This window comes from Autumnicola lenta, from assembly GCF_031846515.1.
Taxonomy (GTDB): Bacteria; Bacteroidota; Bacteroidia; order Flavobacteriales; family Flavobacteriaceae; genus Autumnicola; species Autumnicola lenta.
Genome location: NZ_JAVRHO010000003.1, coordinates 179,690 through 197,531, shown reverse-complemented (window position 1 = coordinate 197,531; position 17,842 = coordinate 179,690). Strand labels below are relative to the sequence as shown.

Below are 17,842 nucleotides of genomic sequence, written 5' to 3'. Positions count from 1 at the left end.
TTACTTTTAATTATATCAACAAAATTAATTGGGGAGGGTGACAAGGGTTTGTCAGCAGGATTTATAATTTTTAAAAAATCTGCTAATTATTATCTAACCATTAGTAACTGTTCAATTCAGTCTTCTGGTAGGTTCAAAATTATTTTGTCTGGCTTCGTTTAATTTCAGCTGTAGCACTTCCATATCCTCACTCACCTTCCTTTCTATAACCTTAGCATAGATCTGAGTTGTAGAAAGCTTTTTGTGACCCAAAATTTTAGATACCGTCTCAATAGGAACTCCATTAGTCAAGGCAACTGTCGTTGCAAAAGTGTGCCGGGCAAGGTGAAAGGTCAGGTTCTTTTCAATTTTAGAGATTTTCGCTATTTCTTTTAAGTAACTATTCACCTTCTGGTTAGATATCTTAGGCAAAAGACTATTAATCACTAAACAGCCTTCATCATTTTTATAATCTTCAACTAGAATAATTGCTTTTGACAACAAAGGAAGTTTAACCTGATTCCCATTCTTCTCTCTCCTGGTGATTAACCATAATTTTTTGTCTATCCCGATGACCAGGTTCTGTGGAGTAAGAACCATAAGGTCTGCATAACTTACTCCAGTGTAACAACTAAAGATAAAAAGGTCTCTTACTTTTTTCAGCCGTGGGATTTCCAACTGTACATTTTCAATTTTATCTAATTCATCGGTAGTTAAGAATCCTCTTTCTTTATGAATCAGGTGGGGCTTAAATTTCACGAAAGGATCACGATCGATCCATTCCAGATGGAAAGCGAGCGTTACCATCTTCCTCAGACGTTGAATATGTTTCATTACTGCATTGTGCTGAAGATTTTTCTGGTAGTGCCGGGGTCGAACAGCTCTGAGATAATTTTCGAACTTTATAACAAAGCTGTAATCGAGTTCTTTCAAATAAAAATCTTTTCTCCCGTACTCCTTCTTTATGAATTTTCTGATATAATTCTGGCTAGTAATATAAAGCCGAGAGGTATTATGCTTCAGTTTTGAAAACATGTTTTCATTGTGGTACTTAAATAAGTCTTCCAAAGAGAATAGATGTTCTCTGTCGCCGAAATACCTAGATTTGATACTTTCCGGAGAAAGAACCTTCCTTTCCACCCTCAATTCCTGATAACATTGGAAAAGCCTTGAATGCTCCTGATCGAGAAACTGGTTTACTTCTTTAGAATTTAAACTTTTACCGGAAACCCTTTGTTTCTTCGGATCCCAAAGGTTTACATCAACCTTTCTCTTTAGGCTAATGTTTAATTTTCTACCGTTAATAGTGATTCTGGCGTAGATAACGGCAAGATTATTTTTTGCCCGTTGGGAATAAATCCAGAATAAAACTGAAAATGTTGACTGAGTACGCATAATTGATGACTTTAAGTTGAACAATTTCACGAAAGTCAAAACCACCAATTTGTGCTGCTTCACAAAGGATCAAGATAAGAATTTCAGCTGAAAAAATGTTGACGATTTGTGAACTTTTAAGTCCATATTATCTGATATCAACTGAAATTATAAAAAATGCAAAACCCTGAAAATCATAAGATTAACAGGGTTTTAGTTTCTTTTAAAATGTTAAAAGTAGCCTCGCCAAGAATCGAACTTGGATCTAAAGTTTAGGAAACTTCTATTCTATCCATTGAACTACGAGGCCTAAATGGAGCACAAAAATAATAATGTTTTCAGAAATACATCCATTCCAGACTTAAATCTTACACATTTTTAGAAATCTTAGTTATTTTAGATCAAACGAAATAAGCAATGAAAGTATTAACCACAATTACAGCAGGTGTTCTATTCTTTTTTATTTCCACCTGTAGCAACACTACCGGCGATGGTTCCGCTCTTCTGCAAGCTACCGGTGTAGTTCAGGCTTCAGGAATAACTTCCTACCAATATGGTACGCATACTTTGGCTTCCGAAGAAAAAAGTTATGCCCTTAAAAGCACCAATATCGATCTTTCTAAATATGAAGGTGAAACTGTAAAAATTTCCGCAGAAAAAATTGAAGGTTATCCTATAGAAAACGGTCCGGAATATCTTAATGTACAAAAGATTGAAAGGAATAAATAACTTCTTTTTTTGATAAACCCTTATATATTTGCAGAAAAAGCTGAAAATGTTCAAAAAGCACACTCTAATTTTAATTCCGTTTCTATTTTTACTTAATATTAGTGCTTCTGCCCAGGTTGATGGAGATAAAACCGGCGCATGGTACATGTATTTCTGGAACACTACTTTTGGTGATAGCCAATGGGGAATTCAGGGCGATGTACAGTACCGAAACTGGAACCTGGGAGGTGATTTGGAACAATTACTTATTCGTGGCGGACTCACCTATGCTCCTGAAAATGCAGATGTAAAATTTACCCTGGGTTACGGGAATATCACCTCGGGGGAATTTGGCGACAGCAACGAAACTTCAGGTGAAAGCAGAATTTACCAGGAAGCCTTGCTTCCACATCAAGTAGGCAGCCGTTTCTACCTAACTCACCGTTTTAGGTACGAGCAACGCTGGGTAGAAAATCAGGATTTTAGAACACGTTACCGCTACAATATATTTTTAAATGTTCCTATAAACCAGAATAATCTCAGTAAAAATGCGATTTATCTCGCTCTTTACAATGAGATATTTATTAACGGTGAACGCGAAATAGGAGATGGCCGCAATGTAGAACTTTTTGATCGCAACCGGTTTTATTCTGCGCTGGGTTATGCTATAAAAGACAACCTTAGAGTACAGGCCGGTTATATGATCCAGACTACAAATGCGATTAGCAAAGGGCAGATTCAACTTAGCCTGCATCATACTTTCTGAAAATTCAGCAGAGTTTAGTTATATTTAGCTTTTAAAAATATAGCTGAATGATAAAAAAAATCTTTTTCCTTACCGCTGTGGCAATTATTTCAACTTTAAATAGCAAAGCCCAAAATCCTGAAATCGGCGGAGATGCTTTTGCACACACCTATTCTATTGTTGCCCGCGATTCGGTTACCGGCGAGATGGCGGTCGGTGTGCAAAGCCATTGGTTTTCTGTAGGTCCTTTGGTTTCCTGGGGAAAATCTGGAGTGGGTGTGGTCGCCACACAATCTTTCGTTAACCCTGCTTACGGCCCCAAAGGCCTGGAGCTCATGGAACAGGGAATAACAGCAGATGAAGCACTGGAACTGCTTGTAAACAATGATGAAGGCAGGGAATTCCGCCAGGTTGCTTTTCTCGATATGGAAGGAAACACAGCAGCTTTCACAGGCGAAAATTGTGTAGAAGCTGCAAGTCATATCAACCGAAAAAATTTTTCTGTACAGGCAAATATGATGCTGAATGAAAAAGTTGTTCCCGCAATGGCTGAAGCTTTTCACCTTAATGCAGATCTTCCTTTAGCTGAAAGAGTTGTGGAAGCGCTCAAGGCAGCTCAAAATGCCGGGGGCGATATTCGCGGAAAACAGTCTGCTGCCCTGATTGTCGTGGGACCTGAAAAAGCACAGAATTCGTGGGAAGACAAAAAAGTAGACCTGAGGGTGGACGATCATCAGAATCCGGTAGAGGAACTGGAAAGGCTGCTTAAGACTGCCCGTGCCTACGAACATATGAACCGCGGAGATCTTGCGGTGGAAGAGGGAAATATCAACAAAGCACTAAAAGAATATGGAACTGCCGAAAAAATGTTTCCGCAGAACCTGGAAATGAAGTTTTGGAAAGCAATTGCCCTCGCTAACAGCGGTCGTTTAGAAGAAGCCAAACCTGTTTTTGAGTCGATTTTTGCCGAAGATGAGAACTGGAAGACTATGCTAACAAGGCTTCCAAAAGCCGGCCTGCTGGATCTTTCTGAAAAAGAAGTAGAAGAGATTATAAATTAAGTTTTAAAAAAGACTATTATGAAAAAGATATTCAAAAACGCAATTTTCAGCCTGCTAAGTATAAGCTTATTTAGCGTTGTTTCCTGTAAAGATGCTGAAGAACAGGAACAACAAATCCAACCGGAAACCTCTGTGGAATCCAGTTATCTTAATCAGGAAAAATCAACTGATTCTGAAGTAGCATACAATCCTGCGCATGGACAGCCAAATCACAGGTGCGATCTGCCGGTGGGAGCGCCACTTGACCAGGCAAGACAGCAGAATACGGCAACAAATGCTTCTGGGAATCAATCTCCGGTAAGGCTAAAGTCTGCTGCGCCAAAGATCAATCCACCGCACGGGCAACCGGGTCATGACTGCTCTGTAGCTGTTGGTGCTGAACTGAGATAAGATAATCCGGGAAGAAACAATCAGTTTCCTGTCGCTTCCGTAGCTATAGAAAACCCAGCGTTAGTAGCATTTCAGTACGAGGAAATGAACGCTACAGATTTATTATTTATTCAATTTCGACATAACTCTCTAAAAATGATCCTCAAATCATTTGACCAAAGCCTTCTATAATGATGGATATAGACTATGTACGCAGGCAATTCCCCGCCCTGCAGCGTGATTTTGTTTTTATGGACAATGCCGGCGGCTCTCAGGTCCTGGGAAAAGTAATAGAACGTATTTCGGGTTATCTCACCCATCATAACGTCCAGTTGGGAGCATCCTATAAAGTTTCCAGGGAAGCCGGTGAAAAGCTAGCTTATGCTACAAAACAAATTTCAAAATTTGTAAATGCATCCCGTCCCGAAGAAGTGGTTATTGGCCCTTCAGCTTCCATGTTATTGCGTATTTTGAGTATTTGCATTAGCAAACAATGGAAAAAAGGGGACGAAGTGATTGTTACTAATACAGATCATGAAGCTAATGTTTCTTGCTGGACAGACCTTAAGCAGCAAGGAATCAACGTTAAAATCTGGAAAGTTAATCCCGAAACCCTTCAGTTGGATGTTAAGGATCTAAAAACACTACTGAGCAGAAATACAAAACTTGTAGCCTTTACCCACTGTTCCAATATTCTGGGGACAATTAATCCGGTAAAGGAGATTACCAGCCTTGTTCATAAAGCCGGAGCTTTGGTGTGTGTAGATGGTGTTGCTTATGCGCCACATAGAAAAATTGATGTCCAGGAGCTAGATGCCGATTTCTACGTTTTTAGCTGGTATAAAGCCTACGGCCCGCATCTGGCCATGATGTACGGAAAATACAATCAGCTCTTAAAGATGGATGGTATTAATCATTATTTTTTCAAAAAAAAGGATGTTCCTTATAAGTTCCAGCCCGGAAACTTCAATTTTGAGCTTACCTACAGCCTTTTAGGTTTAACCGAATATTTTGAAGAAATGTACAGGCAGCATACGCCAAGATCTGCCGCTGTTCCTTTTCAGAAAAAAGTTGAAACAGGATATGATTTAATTGCCGGCCACGAAGAGAAGCTGAGTGAAATTTTGCTTCAGTATTTAAATACAAACCCTAAAGTGCGCGTTATTGGCGCTACCAGTTTTCGGAAAGAAACACGTGTTCCCACGATCTCTTTTGTGCATGCTGAATTAAAAAGTGATGCGATTGTAGAAAAAGTGGATGACTTTAGAATTGGAATCCGTTTCGGAGATTTTTATGCGAAAAAACTGATCAAAGATCTTGGCCTGGAGGAGAAAAACGGGGTAGTAAGGGTAAGCCTGGTGCATTATAACACTGCGGAAGAAGTAAAGCGGCTTGTAGAAGTATTTAAAAAGATTCTGTAAACGGCGGTGGCTGAAAATGGCAGTTTTCGGACTGTAGAGAAGAAAAAGAGTGAAAAAGTGAAGAGTTCACCTACCGGCTAGCGTTACTTAATCTCAATATTAAGAGCATCCAAAAATGGCAATTTTCGGCATTCGGTTTAGCCACGTATACACCAATGATCTGTAATTTTTCCCGCAGATCACGCTGGTTTATGCAGAAGAAATTCTTATAATTCAGAAAAAAAGTCAGTGCCCAAAAATGGCAATTTTCGACCTATAGCATTCAATTTCTTCGCAGCAAGATACAATTCAAAAAAATGAGCGAAGAAGAAATGATTCCCGACTCCGCTCAGTATAAACTTAGATCAATTAATCAAATTACTTCTCCAAAGCCTGCTTTAAATCTTCCACAAGGTCTCCTTCGTCTTCAACTCCTACGCTCAAACGGATAAGGGAATCTACAACTCCGGTTTTTGCACGTTCTTCCATTGGAATAGAGGCATGCGTCATACTCGCCGGATGGCCAGCAAGCGATTCCACCCCACCAAGAGATTCCGCAAGGGTAAATACCTTCAGGTTTTCGACAACTTTCACAGCACTTTTAAGAGTATTCTCAGCAGTTGTAAAAGAAATCATCCCGCCGAAACCACTCATTTGTTTTTTCGCAATATCGTGATTTGGAGAATCCTCAAACCCTGGCCAGTACACTTTATCAACTTTAGGATGTGATTTCAGAAATCTTGCTACAGCTTCTCCGTTCTCACAATGCCGCTGCATTCTTAAATGAAGAGTTTTTATTCCGCGAAGTACAAGAAAACTATCCTGCGGACCAGCGACCCCGCCGCTCGCATTCTGAATAAAATAAAGTTTTTCTGCCAGCTCCTCCTTTTTTACCACGAGACTTCCCATTACCACATCACTATGTCCACCGAGATATTTGGTCGCGCTGTGCATTACAAGATCTGCCCCCAAATCTAAAGGTTGTTGCAGGTACGGCGTCGCGAAAGTATTATCCACTCCCAGAAGAATCTGGTGTTTTTTGGCAATTTTTGACACGGCCTGGATATCAATAATGTTCATCATTGGATTGGTAGGAGTTTCCACCCAAATAAGCTTTGTATTTTTATTGATGTATTGCTCAATATCTTCGGCTTCCTGCATCGAAATAAAATGGAATTTGAGCCCAAAATTTTCAAATATTGTGCTAAACAAACGATAAGAACCACCGTATAAATCGTTAGTGGAAATAATTTCATCCCCGGGCTTAAAAAGCTTCATCACTGCATCTATCGCCGCAAGACCCGAAGCAAAGGCAAGACCATATTTACCATTTTCTATACTCGCAAGAGAATTTTCCAAAGCCGCCCTTGTGGGGTTCCCGCTGCGGCTGTATTCAAAACCTTTATGGCCGCCGGGAGTACTTTGCGAATAGGTACTTGTCTGGTAAATTGGAGGCATTACAGAGCCATAAGCAGGATCTATATTTTCCTGACCTCCGTGTATTGTCTTGGTATTAAATTTCATCTGACTTGAAGTTTTTCATGCCATTCGGATTGTTAAGCTAAAAACAAACTGGCAATTATTAAATATCCGTTAAGGATTTGATCCTTTCCCCCCAAATGTACTACAGATGTTGGGCAATCACAAAATTGCATGTATCTTTATCATTAACTTTAACACCCTCCTTTACACCGTGAGAAAAATCCTTTTAGTCCTTATTTTTACAGTACTTTTCACGGCTTGTGAAGAGGAAAAAGAAGCTCTTGAATTCACTAATTATTCCGTAGAAAAATCATACGAAGCATGCAATCCTGAAGAAGGAGAATGCACTTTTATCAGCATAAATTATCCTGTTGCTGAAGGTGAAAATGAGGCTGCAAAAGAAATAAATCGTGCAATTACCAATCATATTATTGAAGTGGTAGATTATCGTGATGATAAAAAAATTGAGTCCATTGAAGGCCTTGCAGATCGATTTATTGAAAATTTTGAAACTACAGCGAGTGATTTTCCGGAATATCAAATTCCGTCGGAAGCTTCAGTTTTGGGTGAGATTTCATTGCGAACAGAAGACCTTATTTCCTTCAGGTTTAGTTCTGAAATATTTACCGGCGGTGCCCATGGTTACAGCAGCGTTTCCTTTTTAAACTTTAATCCCGAAACCGGAGCAACTTACTCCCACGAGGAATTATTTACTTCAGAATTTAAAGAGTTTTTTGAAGAGAAATTTCGGGAAGATCAAAATATTCCGCAGAACGAACCTATTAACAGTAACGGATTGTTCTTCGAAGATGACAAATTTGTGCTTCCTCAAAATATAGGATTTTCTCAGAATGAGCTGGTTTTGCATTATAATGCCTATGAAATATCGTCTTATGCCGATGGTAATATTATTTACAGATTTCCTTATGCTGAAGTAGAAGAATTTTTAAAAGTTGGCTTGCAAGAAATTCCTGTTGAGTAGGATTCTCCACCCGGAAAACTTTCTTCTGCCGCTTAAATGTTCTTAATTTGCGTAAAAGTATCCAAATCTTAAAAAATCCTAATAAAAAATAAATGAAGAAGATCTATCACCTCTCTACCTGTGATACCTGTAAACGCATCCTGAAAGAATTGGACCCACCATCTTCGTTTATTCTTCAGGATATCAAAACAGAAAAGATTACTGAAAAACAACTGGAAGAAATGCAGGAACTTTCGGGAAGTTATGAATCTTTGTTCAGCAAAAGGGCCAGACTTTACAAGGAAAAAGATCTAAAAAATAAGGATCTGGACGAGAATCAATACAAAAATCTTATCCTGGAACATTATACCTTCCTAAAACGTCCCGTTGTTATAAACAATGATGAAATTTTTACCGGGAATTCGAAGAAAGCTGTAGAAGCCGCTAAAGCTTCAATACATGAGTAGCAGGGCTCTGGCAGTGATTGCTGCTATTCTTGCGAGTGCCATTTATGGAATTAACCATACTGTTGCCAAAGGCGTAATGCCGTTTTATATTGAACCTTTTGGATTTATTTTTCTGAGGGTTTTTGGTGCCGCCATACTTTTCTGGTCTATAAGTCTTTTTCTGCCACAGGAGAAAATTGCCAATTCAGACTGGCCGCGAATCTTCGCCTGCGCAGTGTTTGGAATGGTGGTGAATATGCTTTTTTTCTTTAAAGGACTAAATCTATCCACGCCAATAAACAGCTCGGTAATTGTAACCCTTTCCCCGGTGATGGTACTCATTTTAGCTTCAGTTTTAATACGTGAAAGAATTACATTATTAAAAGCTCTAGGAATAATAATCGGGCTTGCAGGTGCACTTGTACTTATTCTTTTTAGCACCAGCAGTAAAGAAAATGCGCCAAATATTCCTTTAGGAAATATCCTGTTTATCATAAATGCCCTTTCCTATGGATTGTATCTTATTATCGTTAGACCATTAACCGCAAAATACGGTGCGATCACGCTAATGAAGTGGCTCTTCTTAATAGGTGTCATCATAAATTTCCCTATAACAATTGGTGAATTTACTGATGTAAACTGGACAGGCCTCCCTTTTGAAGCAGTCTGGAAAATGGCATTTGTAGTACTGGGAACGACTTTTGCCACTTATTTACTGAATATTTATGCTTTAAAACAGCTCTCTGCCTCTACCATAAGCGCTTTTATCTATCTGCAACCGCTAATTGCCATAATTTACGCCGTCGCAACAGGCGCCGATACTATGAACTGGACAAAAGGCATTGCTGCAGCGCTTGTTTTTATCGGGGTTTATATGGTAACGATCAAGAAGACCAAAGTGAGGGCTTAAATTTTTATTCTGAAACCGCTGCGGAAAATGACTTTATGATGATGCCTCTAATATGGCAATTTTCACCTTCTAAAGAAAATCGGCTAAAAATTCAGGATAGCTGCAGGATTTCAGATTTTGGAGAGGCCCAGTTTTTAGCTGAAGTTGATCCAGCGCAAGGCGCAAGTTTCCTGCGGATTTCGTTTTACTGCTGAAGGATTCCAATCCCAGCGTAAAGCCGGTGAACTCCAGTGACGGAATTTCAAATCGTGTGAATTCGGATCAAAACCTTCTTTTATATTTTCTTCTGAAGTGAATTCTACTTTCTCTTCAGCAGTGATTTTATAGGATTTTTTTGCCCGGTTCTTGGTCAGTTTTAACCAATCATCAAGTAAATTAGAATTAACGGAATTCAGGATATTTTCTTCTTCAGCATAGCTCCATTTGCTCCAGTGCTGCAGGAGTCCAAATTCCAGCTTTTCATCTTTATCCGTTTTCACCTTTAACTCGTGCTTTCCTTCCCTGATTTTTATCCCGGAATTTGGTGTATTTGAACTTAGATAAAAGTCGGTTCTTTCTTCTTCAGGATTTCCCGGGCCGGATTTTTGAAGGTTTTCAAAAACATCCCAAAGAACCTGCTTCTCCCGGGAAAACCACCTTATTTCAGAACTTTTGAATGGCATATTTTTTATTTCATTATTGATTTCATTAACCTCCCGACTATGTTTATCGGTTGGAGTTTCCCCGAGCGGAGTCGAGGGTTTTTTTAAATCAGGATTATCATCAGAAAGCAGGTCTCAACTTCGCTAGACCAGACAACTACAGGGGGCACCAATGCTGTAAATAATCATGAGTTTTCAACAATTTCAGCTAAATTGTTTTCCAGCGGTGTGTTTTTTATTCCGGTTTTTTGGCGAAAATATTCCACCAACTCCTGATTATCCAGGTCGTAAATTTCTTTTAATCCGGAAATAATTGTGGAAAGATAAGCCTTATCCGGCGGATTAATTTCTTCTTCAAGATAGTGCTCGCTGGTGAAGCTGAAAATTGGTTTTTTATCCCTGTGGCCAAGACAAATCAATTTCCCGTACCTGCCGCCGGGAGAACAAATAACAGATCCCTTCTCAATCAGCTCGCCAAATTCTATGGCCAGCTCGCCCTCCATCTTCAATTCCTGTCTTACAAGATCTGTAAACTGATCGCTGCTAATAAGATACTGCCGCCCAAAAGTGACTGCTTCTTCATTATGGCCGGGCTTTAAGAATCCGATGCCACCACCACTCCAGGCCGGGGATTCCTTGGCAAAATATAAGTCACGATTGATAGTAATGGGATGATTTTCTTTAGGCGCCGCCGTATTGTTACAACCTTTATAATTAGTCAATGCCCCGGCCGGCGTACCGCCCTGGATGTAACACAAAAAACGCTTTTCCTGAATATTTGAACCGTAGCAGGCATACCAGACTTCATCGATTTCATACTTCATAGCTAGCGGATTCTAAAGTTCTGCTGGATCTATATCCTGAGGTTTCTTTCCGAATTTACGGGTGTCTTCTTTAGTCAGGACTTTAAAATCTTCGGTATGTTGTAGTCCGTTTAAATTTTGAAACAACTCTTCAGAAAGTTTTGTAAGTTTCCGTTCCTTAAGGTCTATCCATGCTCCCATCATTTCGCAACTGGCGAAATTGCGGCCTTTATGATCATAAAAATTATGGACAAATTCAAAATACATTCCGCCTTCAGACAAACCTTGAAGCTGCAGGCTCACTTTTACCGGCATTCCCGCGAAAACTTCCTTAAAGTAATAGATATGCTCATAAAAAACCACCGGCCCCAGGTTATGCTTCGCCATCTCCTTCTGACCAAAGCCGTTTTCCATTAAAAATCCCATTCGGGTATGGCTCATAAAATTTATATAGGCGGTATTTGCCAAGTGTCGGTTCGCATCTATATCGCTCCAGCGGATTTCAAATTCTTTCGTATACATTTTTTCAATTTTTTATAAAGCTAAGAAACTTTACTATGCACGCATAATTATCGGGCTAACCGTAGCTATTATTTCACCATTTTTACTAAAAACTTAACATCTGGTAAATTTCTGACAACTCTTAAAACAGTTCCGGATGTGAAATTTTACATATTTCTGTTATTTTAGATCTATGCCAATCCTGAAAAGTAATTATAAAGCTCCATTTCTCTTTAGAAGCGCCCATTTTTCCACCATTTACGCCTCTTTACTGCGGAAGGTAAAGATCGAGGTATCTGAAAGAGAGCGCGTAGAACTGAGTGATGGGGATTTTCTCGACCTGGACTGGTGCTATGCCAAAAATGGCAATTATCGGCAATTAATGATCGTGACGCATGGCCTGGCCGGTAGTGCCGACCGACCGTATATGCTGGGAATGGCCAAAGCCTTGTCTGAAAAAGGATTTGATGTTGCACTTATAAATTTCAGAAGTTGCAGCGGCAAAATTAACAGACTCTTTCGCAGTTACAATGCCGGTGCGACTGAAGATCTTAAAGAAGTGATTGAACTTTGCCTTCAGAATAAAAAGTATGATAAAATAGTGCTTTCAGGATTTAGTCTGGGCGGCAATTTGCTACTGAAGTATCTTGGTGAAACTCAATTTCTTCCGAAGGAAATAAAAGCGGCAGTTGCAGTCTCTGTCCCTTCAGATTTAGGTGCGTCGTTAAAGGAGCTGGACAAACATAAGAATTACCTTTACTCCAGAAGGTTTCTGAAAAAGCTGAAAAATCAGCTATATGAGCGGCAGGAACTTTTTCCGAAGGAAATTGACCGAAACGATATTGGCGCCTGTAATTCCCTTTTGGCCATAGACGAGTTGTACACGAGCAAAGCCCACGGTTATAAAGACGCGGCAGATTATTACCAGAAATGCAGCAGCCTTCAATTTTTGCCAAATATCGGCATCCCGACCCTACTGATAAATGCTAAAAATGATTCCTTTCTTTCAGAAAGTTCTTATCCTTTGGAAATTGCAAAAAATTCTGAATTCCTTCACCTGGAAATGCCTGAACATGGCGGCCATGTTGGTTTCTTTCAGAAAGGAGAACTTTATTATCACGAAGATCGGGCATTGGAGTTTTGCCGGGACTTTTAGGTTGTGAGTTCAGTTGTCAGTTGTCTGTAAAAGAGTTAGGAGTTCAGAATCTTCAGGTTTAAAGTTCCCGCTGATTGCGCAGATTTACGCAGAAATAAAGCAAGTTTGGTGTTTTTCTTAGTTTATAGTTTGGAGTTCGGAGTTTGATTTAAAGTTTCAGATATAAAGTTCACTCCGTTTGATAAATCAGGCTTCCCGTAGACCAAAAAATTTATTTCACTCTTCACCCTTTGGCTTTTCCAGATGATCGCAGTTTATTTTTCCGGAATTCACTTTTTAGATGACTACAATATCAATAAAATGTTCTCTATTTGAGAACATTTTACTACTTTTGAACAAGAAAAATTTTATGCAAAGAATTATTGCAAAAGAACATTACGGGAATTTGGGGAAAAACATCCTGATGCCGAACAATATCTCAAAACCTGGTACGAAACCGCAAGTCATCAAAATGGAATTCCCCAAATGATGTTAAGCAAACCTACATAAACGCTAGTATTTTAAAAGATAACCGGGTTATATTCAATATTAAAGGAAATTCTTACCGGCTAATTGTAAAATTTAATTACGAAAGAAAATGGGCATTTATAGGGTTTGTAGGAACGCATGCTGAGTATGACAAAATTTAAGATTTAAACTGAAAATTATGAAGATAACACCTATAAAATCTCAAGAAGACTACGAACACTCTTTAATTAGAATGGAAGAAATTTTTGATGCTTCCCCAAATTCTGAAGAAGGGGATGAAGCAGAAATTTTATCTCTTCTAATCGAAAATTATGAAAATAAGTACCACCCTGTAGAAGCTCCAGATCCAATAGAAGCCATAAAAATCAGGATGGAAGAAATGAATCTTAAACAAAAGGATTTAATAGGCATACTTGGTGGTAAAAGCAGAGTATCTGAAATTTTGAATAAGAGAAAAAGATTAACAGTCGATATGATTCGGGAGTTAGAGAATAAATTGAACATTTCTGCTTCTGTTCTGGTGGGCAATTATCAATTGTTGAAATAATGCAGCTTATTCTGCTCTAGGTTCTAACTGTGGGTTGTTTTTTGAGTTGAAAGTGAAAAGTGGAACGTCTGTTTCCATTTTTTAGCTTGGACACACCTAAAAGGTTTTAAAAACCTTGCAGGATTAGCCTTTTAGTTTCTTAAAAATCTTAGATCATAAATGAGGAATTCCCTTTTTAACTCTTTTTCCTGTTTGCCTCTTTCACTCTTCACCTAACTCCTCCTTCAAATTAAGCTTCCCTCGTCTTTGAACTGCTTCAGAATTGATTATCTTTGCGCAACCTTTTAAAAATCAAGCATGATTCAATCCATGACCGGCTTTGGGAAAAGCATTTCCGAACTCCCATCAAAAAAGATTACCGTAGAGATTAAATCCCTTAACAGCAAAAATTTTGATCTGAATGCGCGGATTTCCTCTCAGTACCGCGAAAAGGAACTGGAATTGCGCAAGATTATTTCAAAATCGCTTGTACGCGGGAAAATAGATCTTTCGGTTTATGTGGAAAATACCGGCGAAGAAACTTCTTCAGTTCTCAACGAAGCTGTGGTAAAAAAATACATGGAACAGCTTAGAGCTCTTGTGAACGGAGATGAAACTGAGCTTCTGAAAATGGCCGTAAGGATGCCCGATGCTTTAAAGACTGAACGGGAAGAAATAGACGAAACCGAGTTTAAGGCTATAGAGGACGCTGTAGAAGAAGCGCTTACCGAAATCAATAACTTTAGGACAACTGAAGGACAAGCACTGGAAAAAGATTTGAAATTAAGGGTTTCTAATATCGAGGATTTATTGCAACAAATTATCGAGATGGATCCCGACAGGATTGATGGCGTAAAGGAGCGGCTTAGAAAAGGGGTTGAAGAACTAAAAGAAAACGTTGACGAAAACCGGTTTGAGCAGGAACTGGTTTATTATATTGAGAAATTTGATATTACCGAAGAAAAAGTAAGGCTGGAAAACCATCTTAATTATTTTAATGAGACGATAAACAGTGATGATTCCAACGGCAGGAAATTGGCTTTTATTTCTCAGGAAATGGGCAGGGAAATTAATACCATTGGCAGTAAATCCAACTATGCCCCCATGCAGCAGTTAGTGGTGCAGATGAAGGATGAACTGGAAAAAATCAAAGAACAACTTTTAAACGTACTCTAATGAAGGATGGTAAATTGATCGTATTTTCGGCTCCTTCCGGATCCGGTAAAACTACGATTGTTCAGCATTTGCTACGACAGGATGATTTAAAACTGGATTTCTCGATTTCAGCAACTTCACGTGAGCCTCGCGGAGATGAAGTAGATGGGAAGGATTACTACTTTTTGTCTTTAGAGGAATTTAAAAGGAAAATAAAAGCCGATGAATTCCTGGAGTGGGAAGAAGTTTATCGTGACAATTTCTACGGAACACTTAAGAGTGAGATTAAGAGAATCTGGAACGAAGGGAAAAACGTAATTTTTGATATTGATGTAGTAGGAGGACTGGATATAAAAAATATTTATCCTGAACAAACATTGGCTGTTTTTGTAAAACCACCAAGTATCGAAGAGCTTAAGATTCGGCTTAAAAAGAGAAAAACTGAAACTCCCGATAAAATAAATATGCGTGTTGCCAAAGCTTCTATTGAGCTGGCCACTGCGCCACAATTCGATTTTATCATAGAAAACAACAACCTGGAAGTTGCATTAGAGGAAGCCTACAATCTTGTTTCAAATTATGTTGGAGTAAATGCTGAGAAATGAATAGAAAAGTAGGACTGTTCTTTGGCACATTTAATCCCATTCACATAGGACACCTTATAATTGCCAACCATATGGCAGAATTCTCTGATCTTGAAGAGATCTGGCTGGTGGTAACCCCTCATAATCCGTTAAAGAAAAAAAGCACTCTTCTTGACAACCATCACCGACTGGAAATGGCTTATCGCGCCTGCGAGCCTTTTGAAAAACTGAAACCCAGTAATATCGAATTTGGGCTGGAGCAACCAAACTATACGGTTAAAACATTGCTGCATTTACAGGAAAAATTTTCCACGAACGAATTTTGTCTGATTATGGGTGAAGACAATTTAAAAAGTTTCCATAAGTGGAAAAATTACGAGATGATTCTTGAGAACCATCAGCTTTATGTTTATCCAAGAATATCAGGGGAAAAAATTCAGAATCAGTTTAAGGATCATCCAAAGATTACAAGAGTGGCCGCACCCAGAATGGAAATTTCGGCAACATTTATAAGACAGGCCATTTCTGAAGGAAAAAATATTGGACCATTACTTAGTGACAGCGTGTGGGAGTATGTTCAGCATATGAATTTCTATAAATAGAAAGACTGTTTAAAAATTTTTTAAGCGCTCTTTTTTAGCTGATTGAACCTACTTTTTTCATTGTGGAACTACAAGCTTAGAACGTCGACTGCTCTCAATGTAGCACCCTCAAAACTTCTAAACAGTCTCTTTAATTTTCTGTTTCGATATCTGGTATTCGCAATACCTGCCCGGGATAAATCTTGTCCGGATCCTTTAACATTGGTTTATTAGCTTCAAAAATAATCTGATATTTACCGGGATCACCATAATGATCCTTCGCTATTTTACTAAGGTTATCTCCTCGTTCTACAGTATGAAAAGTAGCTTCCGGCTCTTCGTCTTCCACATCCATCCTGTCGTCTACCTGTCCAATTCCGGCAGTATTTCCCACTACCAGTATAATTTTTTCGCGAGTTGCCTGATCTTCTGCCTCGCCCGAAACAGTCGCCATATCGCCTTCAATAGTTATATCCAGATTATCAATATTTAAATTTAAGCTCCTGATATGCTCTTCCAGTCTGGAAGCAGCTTTGGCATTTTCCTGCTGATTTTCTTTAGTCTTTCGCTCTGAAACTTCATTGTTCTTTTCGGTTGTAGACTTACCTATACCTAAGACTCTGGCTCCGGCTTCTTTAATAAAAGAAAAAATGCTCATAGCTGATTTTTATCTGTTGTGGTATGAAGTTACAAAAGAGGAAGAACATCTCTGGATGTTACTTATTAAAGTTTTGTTAGATTTAAAAAAATCACCTCTGGCAGAGGTGGTTTTAATAACAACCAAAAGCGGAAAAAAAATCTCCTCTGCTCGAAAAAAGAGAAAAGAATCTCTATTAAATCGTTCTCAAAAAAGTTAAAATTTTCAAATAATATTGATTAATCCTCAATCAGCAAGTGCAAAAAAGGATTAAAATGAGTATACTTAAATTTTTGCTTACTTTTGAAGAACATAAACGATATATATGGATACATATCCGAAGTTTGCTGTTATTGGCGGCGGAAGTTGGGCTACTGCAATTGTAAAGATGTTATGCGAAAACATAGATCATGTACATTGGTATATGAGAAGTATTTATGCTGTGGAGCATATCAAAAAACAGGAACACAACCCTAACTATCTTAGCTCTGTTGAGTTTAATACAGATCAGTTAAAGCTTAGCAATGACATTAATGAGACCATCAAGAATGCAGATTACATTATCTTCGCCATCCCCTCAGCCTTTCTAAAAAGGGAATTAGATAACCTTCAGGTGCCCTTGGATGATAAAATCATATTTTCAGCAATTAAGGGTATTGTTCCCGAAACCAGCCTTATTGTAGGAGAACACTTTGAGGAATATTATAATATTCCATACGAAAACATTGGGGTGATTACAGGACCCTGTCACGCTGAAGAAGTGGCTCTGGAAAGACTCTCTTATCTAACCATTGCCTGTGCTGACGAGAAAAAGGCGCAACTTATGGCAGATTGCCTGGGAAGTGATTATATCACCTGTAAAATCACCGATGATGTTACAGGAACCGAATATGCCGCAGTTTTAAAGAATATTTATGCAATTGCTGCAGGTATTGCTCATGGTTTGGGCTATGGAGATAACTTCCAGAGTGTTCTTATGAGCAATGCGATTAGGGAAATGAAGAAATTTATCAAGAAAGTTCATAAGATGAAACGGAATATTAATGATTCCGCCTACTTAGGGGATCTTTTGGTAACCGGTTATTCTGTCTTTAGCCGTAACAGGATGTTTGGAAATATGATCGGGAAAGGCTATACCGTCAAAAGCGCCCAAATGGAGATGAGCATGATTGCAGAAGGTTATTATGCTACAGAAAGTGCTTACAAAATCAATAAGGACAAACGTGCTAAAACTCCTATAATTAATGCTGTTTATGCCATTCTTTATGAAGGTAAGAATCCTAAGAAGGTCTTCAAAAAACTTGCAGAAAAACTGGATTAGAGCATAAATAAAGGTTTTCCCTTTTATTTCATTT

Annotated in this window: 21 protein-coding genes, 1 tRNA gene and 1 pseudogene; 16 read left to right on the top strand and 7 right to left on the bottom strand. The window is 38.7% G+C overall.

The genetic code is table 11. From position 1 onward, the window contains the following. Window positions 1–111 precede the first annotated feature (111 nt). On the bottom strand, window positions 112–1,374 hold the full coding sequence (locus tag RM545_RS03285) for a site-specific integrase (RefSeq protein ID WP_311493887.1): 1,263 nt from the start codon (window positions 1,372–1,374) through the stop codon (window positions 112–114). A gap of 217 nt (window positions 1,375–1,591) precedes the next feature. After that, window positions 1,592–1,663, bottom strand: a tRNA-Arg gene (locus RM545_RS03280). 107 nt (window positions 1,664–1,770) lie between these two features. On the opposite strand from RM545_RS03280, the gene RM545_RS03275 reads away from it, so the two are divergent. The 5 genes from RM545_RS03275 (at window position 1,771) to RM545_RS03255 (ending at window position 5,657) form a co-directional block, all read left to right on the top strand. Beyond that, complete coding sequence (locus tag RM545_RS03275; RefSeq protein WP_311493886.1) at window positions 1,771–2,082, top strand: hypothetical protein; 312 nt, start codon at window positions 1,771–1,773, stop codon at window positions 2,080–2,082. A gap of 46 nt (window positions 2,083–2,128) precedes the next feature. Continuing rightward, window positions 2,129–2,827 (top strand): DUF2490 domain-containing protein, encoded by a 699-nt coding sequence (locus RM545_RS03270; protein WP_311493885.1) that lies wholly within the window; start codon window positions 2,129–2,131, stop codon window positions 2,825–2,827. A 47-nt stretch (window positions 2,828–2,874) separates the two neighbouring features. Next, window positions 2,875–3,867: a DUF1028 domain-containing protein gene (locus RM545_RS03265; protein WP_311493884.1), complete on the top strand. Its 993-nt coding sequence runs from the start codon at window positions 2,875–2,877 to the stop codon at window positions 3,865–3,867. 18 nt (window positions 3,868–3,885) lie between these two features. Next, window positions 3,886–4,257, top strand: a complete 372-nt coding sequence (locus RM545_RS03260) for a hypothetical protein (protein WP_311493883.1) — start codon at window positions 3,886–3,888, stop codon at window positions 4,255–4,257. A gap of 170 nt (window positions 4,258–4,427) precedes the next feature. Further along, a complete protein-coding gene (locus RM545_RS03255; RefSeq protein WP_311493882.1) occupies window positions 4,428–5,657 on the top strand; it encodes a cysteine desulfurase-like protein in 1,230 nt (409 codons plus the stop codon). Window positions 5,658–6,014: 357 nt separating this feature from the next. Here the strand turns inward: RM545_RS03255 and RM545_RS03250 are convergent, their stop codons facing one another. Continuing rightward, entirely contained in the window at window positions 6,015–7,160 is a 1,146-nt protein-coding gene (locus tag RM545_RS03250) for a cystathionine gamma-synthase (protein ID WP_311493881.1), read from the bottom strand. Between the two features lie 106 nt (window positions 7,161–7,266). Here RM545_RS03250 and RM545_RS03245 point away from each other — a divergent pair, with 106 nt between their 5' ends. From RM545_RS03245 to RM545_RS03235, 3 genes are all read left to right on the top strand, one after another. Beyond that, the gene (locus RM545_RS03245) at window positions 7,267–8,100 is read left to right on the top strand and encodes a DUF3298 and DUF4163 domain-containing protein (RefSeq protein WP_311493880.1); all 834 of its coding nucleotides are present in this window, start codon (window positions 7,267–7,269) and stop codon (window positions 8,098–8,100) included. Window positions 8,101–8,192: 92 nt separating this feature from the next. Then, window positions 8,193–8,546: an arsenate reductase family protein gene (locus tag RM545_RS03240; RefSeq protein ID WP_311493879.1), complete on the top strand. Its 354-nt coding sequence runs from the start codon at window positions 8,193–8,195 to the stop codon at window positions 8,544–8,546. Then, window positions 8,539–9,435 (top strand): DMT family transporter, encoded by an 897-nt coding sequence (locus tag RM545_RS03235; protein WP_311493878.1) that lies wholly within the window; start codon window positions 8,539–8,541, stop codon window positions 9,433–9,435. The genes RM545_RS03240 and RM545_RS03235 overlap by 8 nt, the downstream gene beginning before the upstream one ends. A gap of 134 nt (window positions 9,436–9,569) precedes the next feature. Here RM545_RS03235 and RM545_RS03230 read toward each other — a convergent pair whose 3' ends face one another. The 3 genes from RM545_RS03230 to RM545_RS03220 form a co-directional block, all read right to left on the bottom strand. Then, window positions 9,570–10,097, bottom strand: coding sequence for a hypothetical protein (locus tag RM545_RS03230; protein ID WP_311493877.1), 528 nt, complete (start codon window positions 10,095–10,097; stop codon window positions 9,570–9,572). A 164-nt stretch (window positions 10,098–10,261) separates the two neighbouring features. Then, window positions 10,262–10,900, bottom strand: a complete 639-nt coding sequence (locus tag RM545_RS03225) for a hypothetical protein (protein WP_311493876.1) — start codon at window positions 10,898–10,900, stop codon at window positions 10,262–10,264. A 12-nt stretch (window positions 10,901–10,912) separates the two neighbouring features. Further along, a complete protein-coding gene (locus tag RM545_RS03220) occupies window positions 10,913–11,401 on the bottom strand; it encodes an acyl-CoA thioesterase (protein ID WP_311493875.1) in 489 nt (162 codons plus the stop codon). A 172-nt stretch (window positions 11,402–11,573) separates the two neighbouring features. Between RM545_RS03220 and RM545_RS03215 the strand changes: the two genes are divergently transcribed. From RM545_RS03215 to nadD, 6 genes and pseudogenes are all read left to right on the top strand, one after another. After that, window positions 11,574–12,536 (top strand): YheT family hydrolase, encoded by a 963-nt coding sequence (locus RM545_RS03215; protein WP_311493874.1) that lies wholly within the window; start codon window positions 11,574–11,576, stop codon window positions 12,534–12,536. Between the two features lie 349 nt (window positions 12,537–12,885). After that, window positions 12,886–13,165, top strand: a pseudogene (locus RM545_RS03210) (type II toxin-antitoxin system HigB family toxin). Between the two features lie 17 nt (window positions 13,166–13,182). After that, window positions 13,183–13,551, top strand: coding sequence for a helix-turn-helix domain-containing protein (locus RM545_RS03205; protein WP_311493873.1), 369 nt, complete (start codon window positions 13,183–13,185; stop codon window positions 13,549–13,551). A 297-nt stretch (window positions 13,552–13,848) separates the two neighbouring features. Continuing rightward, window positions 13,849–14,706 (top strand): YicC/YloC family endoribonuclease, encoded by an 858-nt coding sequence (locus tag RM545_RS03200; protein ID WP_311493872.1) that lies wholly within the window; start codon window positions 13,849–13,851, stop codon window positions 14,704–14,706. Continuing rightward, complete coding sequence (gene gmk, locus RM545_RS03195) at window positions 14,706–15,290, top strand: guanylate kinase (RefSeq protein ID WP_311493871.1); 585 nt, start codon at window positions 14,706–14,708, stop codon at window positions 15,288–15,290. The genes RM545_RS03200 and gmk overlap by 1 nt, the downstream gene beginning before the upstream one ends. Beyond that, complete coding sequence (nadD, locus tag RM545_RS03190) at window positions 15,287–15,871, top strand: nicotinate (nicotinamide) nucleotide adenylyltransferase (RefSeq protein WP_311493870.1); 585 nt, start codon at window positions 15,287–15,289, stop codon at window positions 15,869–15,871. The genes gmk and nadD overlap by 4 nt, the downstream gene beginning before the upstream one ends. A gap of 130 nt (window positions 15,872–16,001) precedes the next feature. On the opposite strand, the gene lysM is transcribed toward nadD, so the two are convergent. After that, the gene (gene lysM, locus RM545_RS03185; RefSeq protein WP_311493869.1) at window positions 16,002–16,508 is read right to left on the bottom strand and encodes a peptidoglycan-binding protein LysM; all 507 of its coding nucleotides are present in this window, start codon (window positions 16,506–16,508) and stop codon (window positions 16,002–16,004) included. Here lysM and RM545_RS03180 point away from each other — a divergent pair. Together RM545_RS03180 and RM545_RS03175 are read left to right on the top strand one after the other, a co-directional pair. Beyond that, entirely contained in the window at window positions 16,501–16,707 is a 207-nt protein-coding gene (locus RM545_RS03180) for a hypothetical protein (RefSeq protein ID WP_311493868.1), read from the top strand. The genes lysM and RM545_RS03180 overlap by 8 nt on opposite strands. 105 nt (window positions 16,708–16,812) lie before the next feature. After that, on the top strand, window positions 16,813–17,808 hold the full coding sequence (locus RM545_RS03175) for an NAD(P)H-dependent glycerol-3-phosphate dehydrogenase (RefSeq protein WP_311493867.1): 996 nt from the start codon (window positions 16,813–16,815) through the stop codon (window positions 17,806–17,808). Window positions 17,809–17,842: the final 34 nt, after the last annotated feature.

What these genes read in the sequence shown, in the direction of transcription:
- RM545_RS03285 (WP_311493887.1), bottom strand. Translation starts at nt 1,374, where the DNA reads ATGCGTACTCAGTCAACATTTTCAGTTTTATTCTGGATTTATTCCCAA.
- RM545_RS03275 (WP_311493886.1), top strand. Translation starts at nt 1,771, where the DNA reads ATGAAAGTATTAACCACAATTACAGCAGGTGTTCTATTCTTTTTTATT.
- RM545_RS03270 (WP_311493885.1), top strand. Translation starts at nt 2,129, where the DNA reads ATGTTCAAAAAGCACACTCTAATTTTAATTCCGTTTCTATTTTTACTT.
- RM545_RS03265 (WP_311493884.1), top strand. Translation starts at nt 2,875, where the DNA reads ATGATAAAAAAAATCTTTTTCCTTACCGCTGTGGCAATTATTTCAACT.
- RM545_RS03260 (WP_311493883.1), top strand. Translation starts at nt 3,886, where the DNA reads ATGAAAAAGATATTCAAAAACGCAATTTTCAGCCTGCTAAGTATAAGC.
- RM545_RS03255 (WP_311493882.1), top strand. Translation starts at nt 4,428, where the DNA reads ATGATGGATATAGACTATGTACGCAGGCAATTCCCCGCCCTGCAGCGT.
- RM545_RS03250 (WP_311493881.1), bottom strand. Translation starts at nt 7,160, where the DNA reads ATGAAATTTAATACCAAGACAATACACGGAGGTCAGGAAAATATAGAT.
- RM545_RS03245 (WP_311493880.1), top strand. Translation starts at nt 7,267, where the DNA reads ATGTTGGGCAATCACAAAATTGCATGTATCTTTATCATTAACTTTAAC.
- RM545_RS03240 (WP_311493879.1), top strand. Translation starts at nt 8,193, where the DNA reads ATGAAGAAGATCTATCACCTCTCTACCTGTGATACCTGTAAACGCATC.
- RM545_RS03235 (WP_311493878.1), top strand. Translation starts at nt 8,539, where the DNA reads ATGAGTAGCAGGGCTCTGGCAGTGATTGCTGCTATTCTTGCGAGTGCC.
- RM545_RS03230 (WP_311493877.1), bottom strand. Translation starts at nt 10,097, where the DNA reads ATGCCATTCAAAAGTTCTGAAATAAGGTGGTTTTCCCGGGAGAAGCAG.
- RM545_RS03225 (WP_311493876.1), bottom strand. Translation starts at nt 10,900, where the DNA reads ATGAAGTATGAAATCGATGAAGTCTGGTATGCCTGCTACGGTTCAAAT.
- RM545_RS03220 (WP_311493875.1), bottom strand. Translation starts at nt 11,401, where the DNA reads ATGTATACGAAAGAATTTGAAATCCGCTGGAGCGATATAGATGCGAAC.
- RM545_RS03215 (WP_311493874.1), top strand. Translation starts at nt 11,574, where the DNA reads ATGCCAATCCTGAAAAGTAATTATAAAGCTCCATTTCTCTTTAGAAGC.
- RM545_RS03205 (WP_311493873.1), top strand. Translation starts at nt 13,183, where the DNA reads ATGAAGATAACACCTATAAAATCTCAAGAAGACTACGAACACTCTTTA.
- RM545_RS03200 (WP_311493872.1), top strand. Translation starts at nt 13,849, where the DNA reads ATGATTCAATCCATGACCGGCTTTGGGAAAAGCATTTCCGAACTCCCA.
- gmk (WP_311493871.1), top strand. Translation starts at nt 14,706, where the DNA reads ATGAAGGATGGTAAATTGATCGTATTTTCGGCTCCTTCCGGATCCGGT.
- nadD (WP_311493870.1), top strand. Translation starts at nt 15,287, where the DNA reads ATGAATAGAAAAGTAGGACTGTTCTTTGGCACATTTAATCCCATTCAC.
- RM545_RS03180 (WP_311493868.1), top strand. Translation starts at nt 16,501, where the DNA reads ATGCTCATAGCTGATTTTTATCTGTTGTGGTATGAAGTTACAAAAGAG.
- lysM (WP_311493869.1), bottom strand. Translation starts at nt 16,508, where the DNA reads ATGAGCATTTTTTCTTTTATTAAAGAAGCCGGAGCCAGAGTCTTAGGT.
- RM545_RS03175 (WP_311493867.1), top strand. Translation starts at nt 16,813, where the DNA reads ATGGATACATATCCGAAGTTTGCTGTTATTGGCGGCGGAAGTTGGGCT.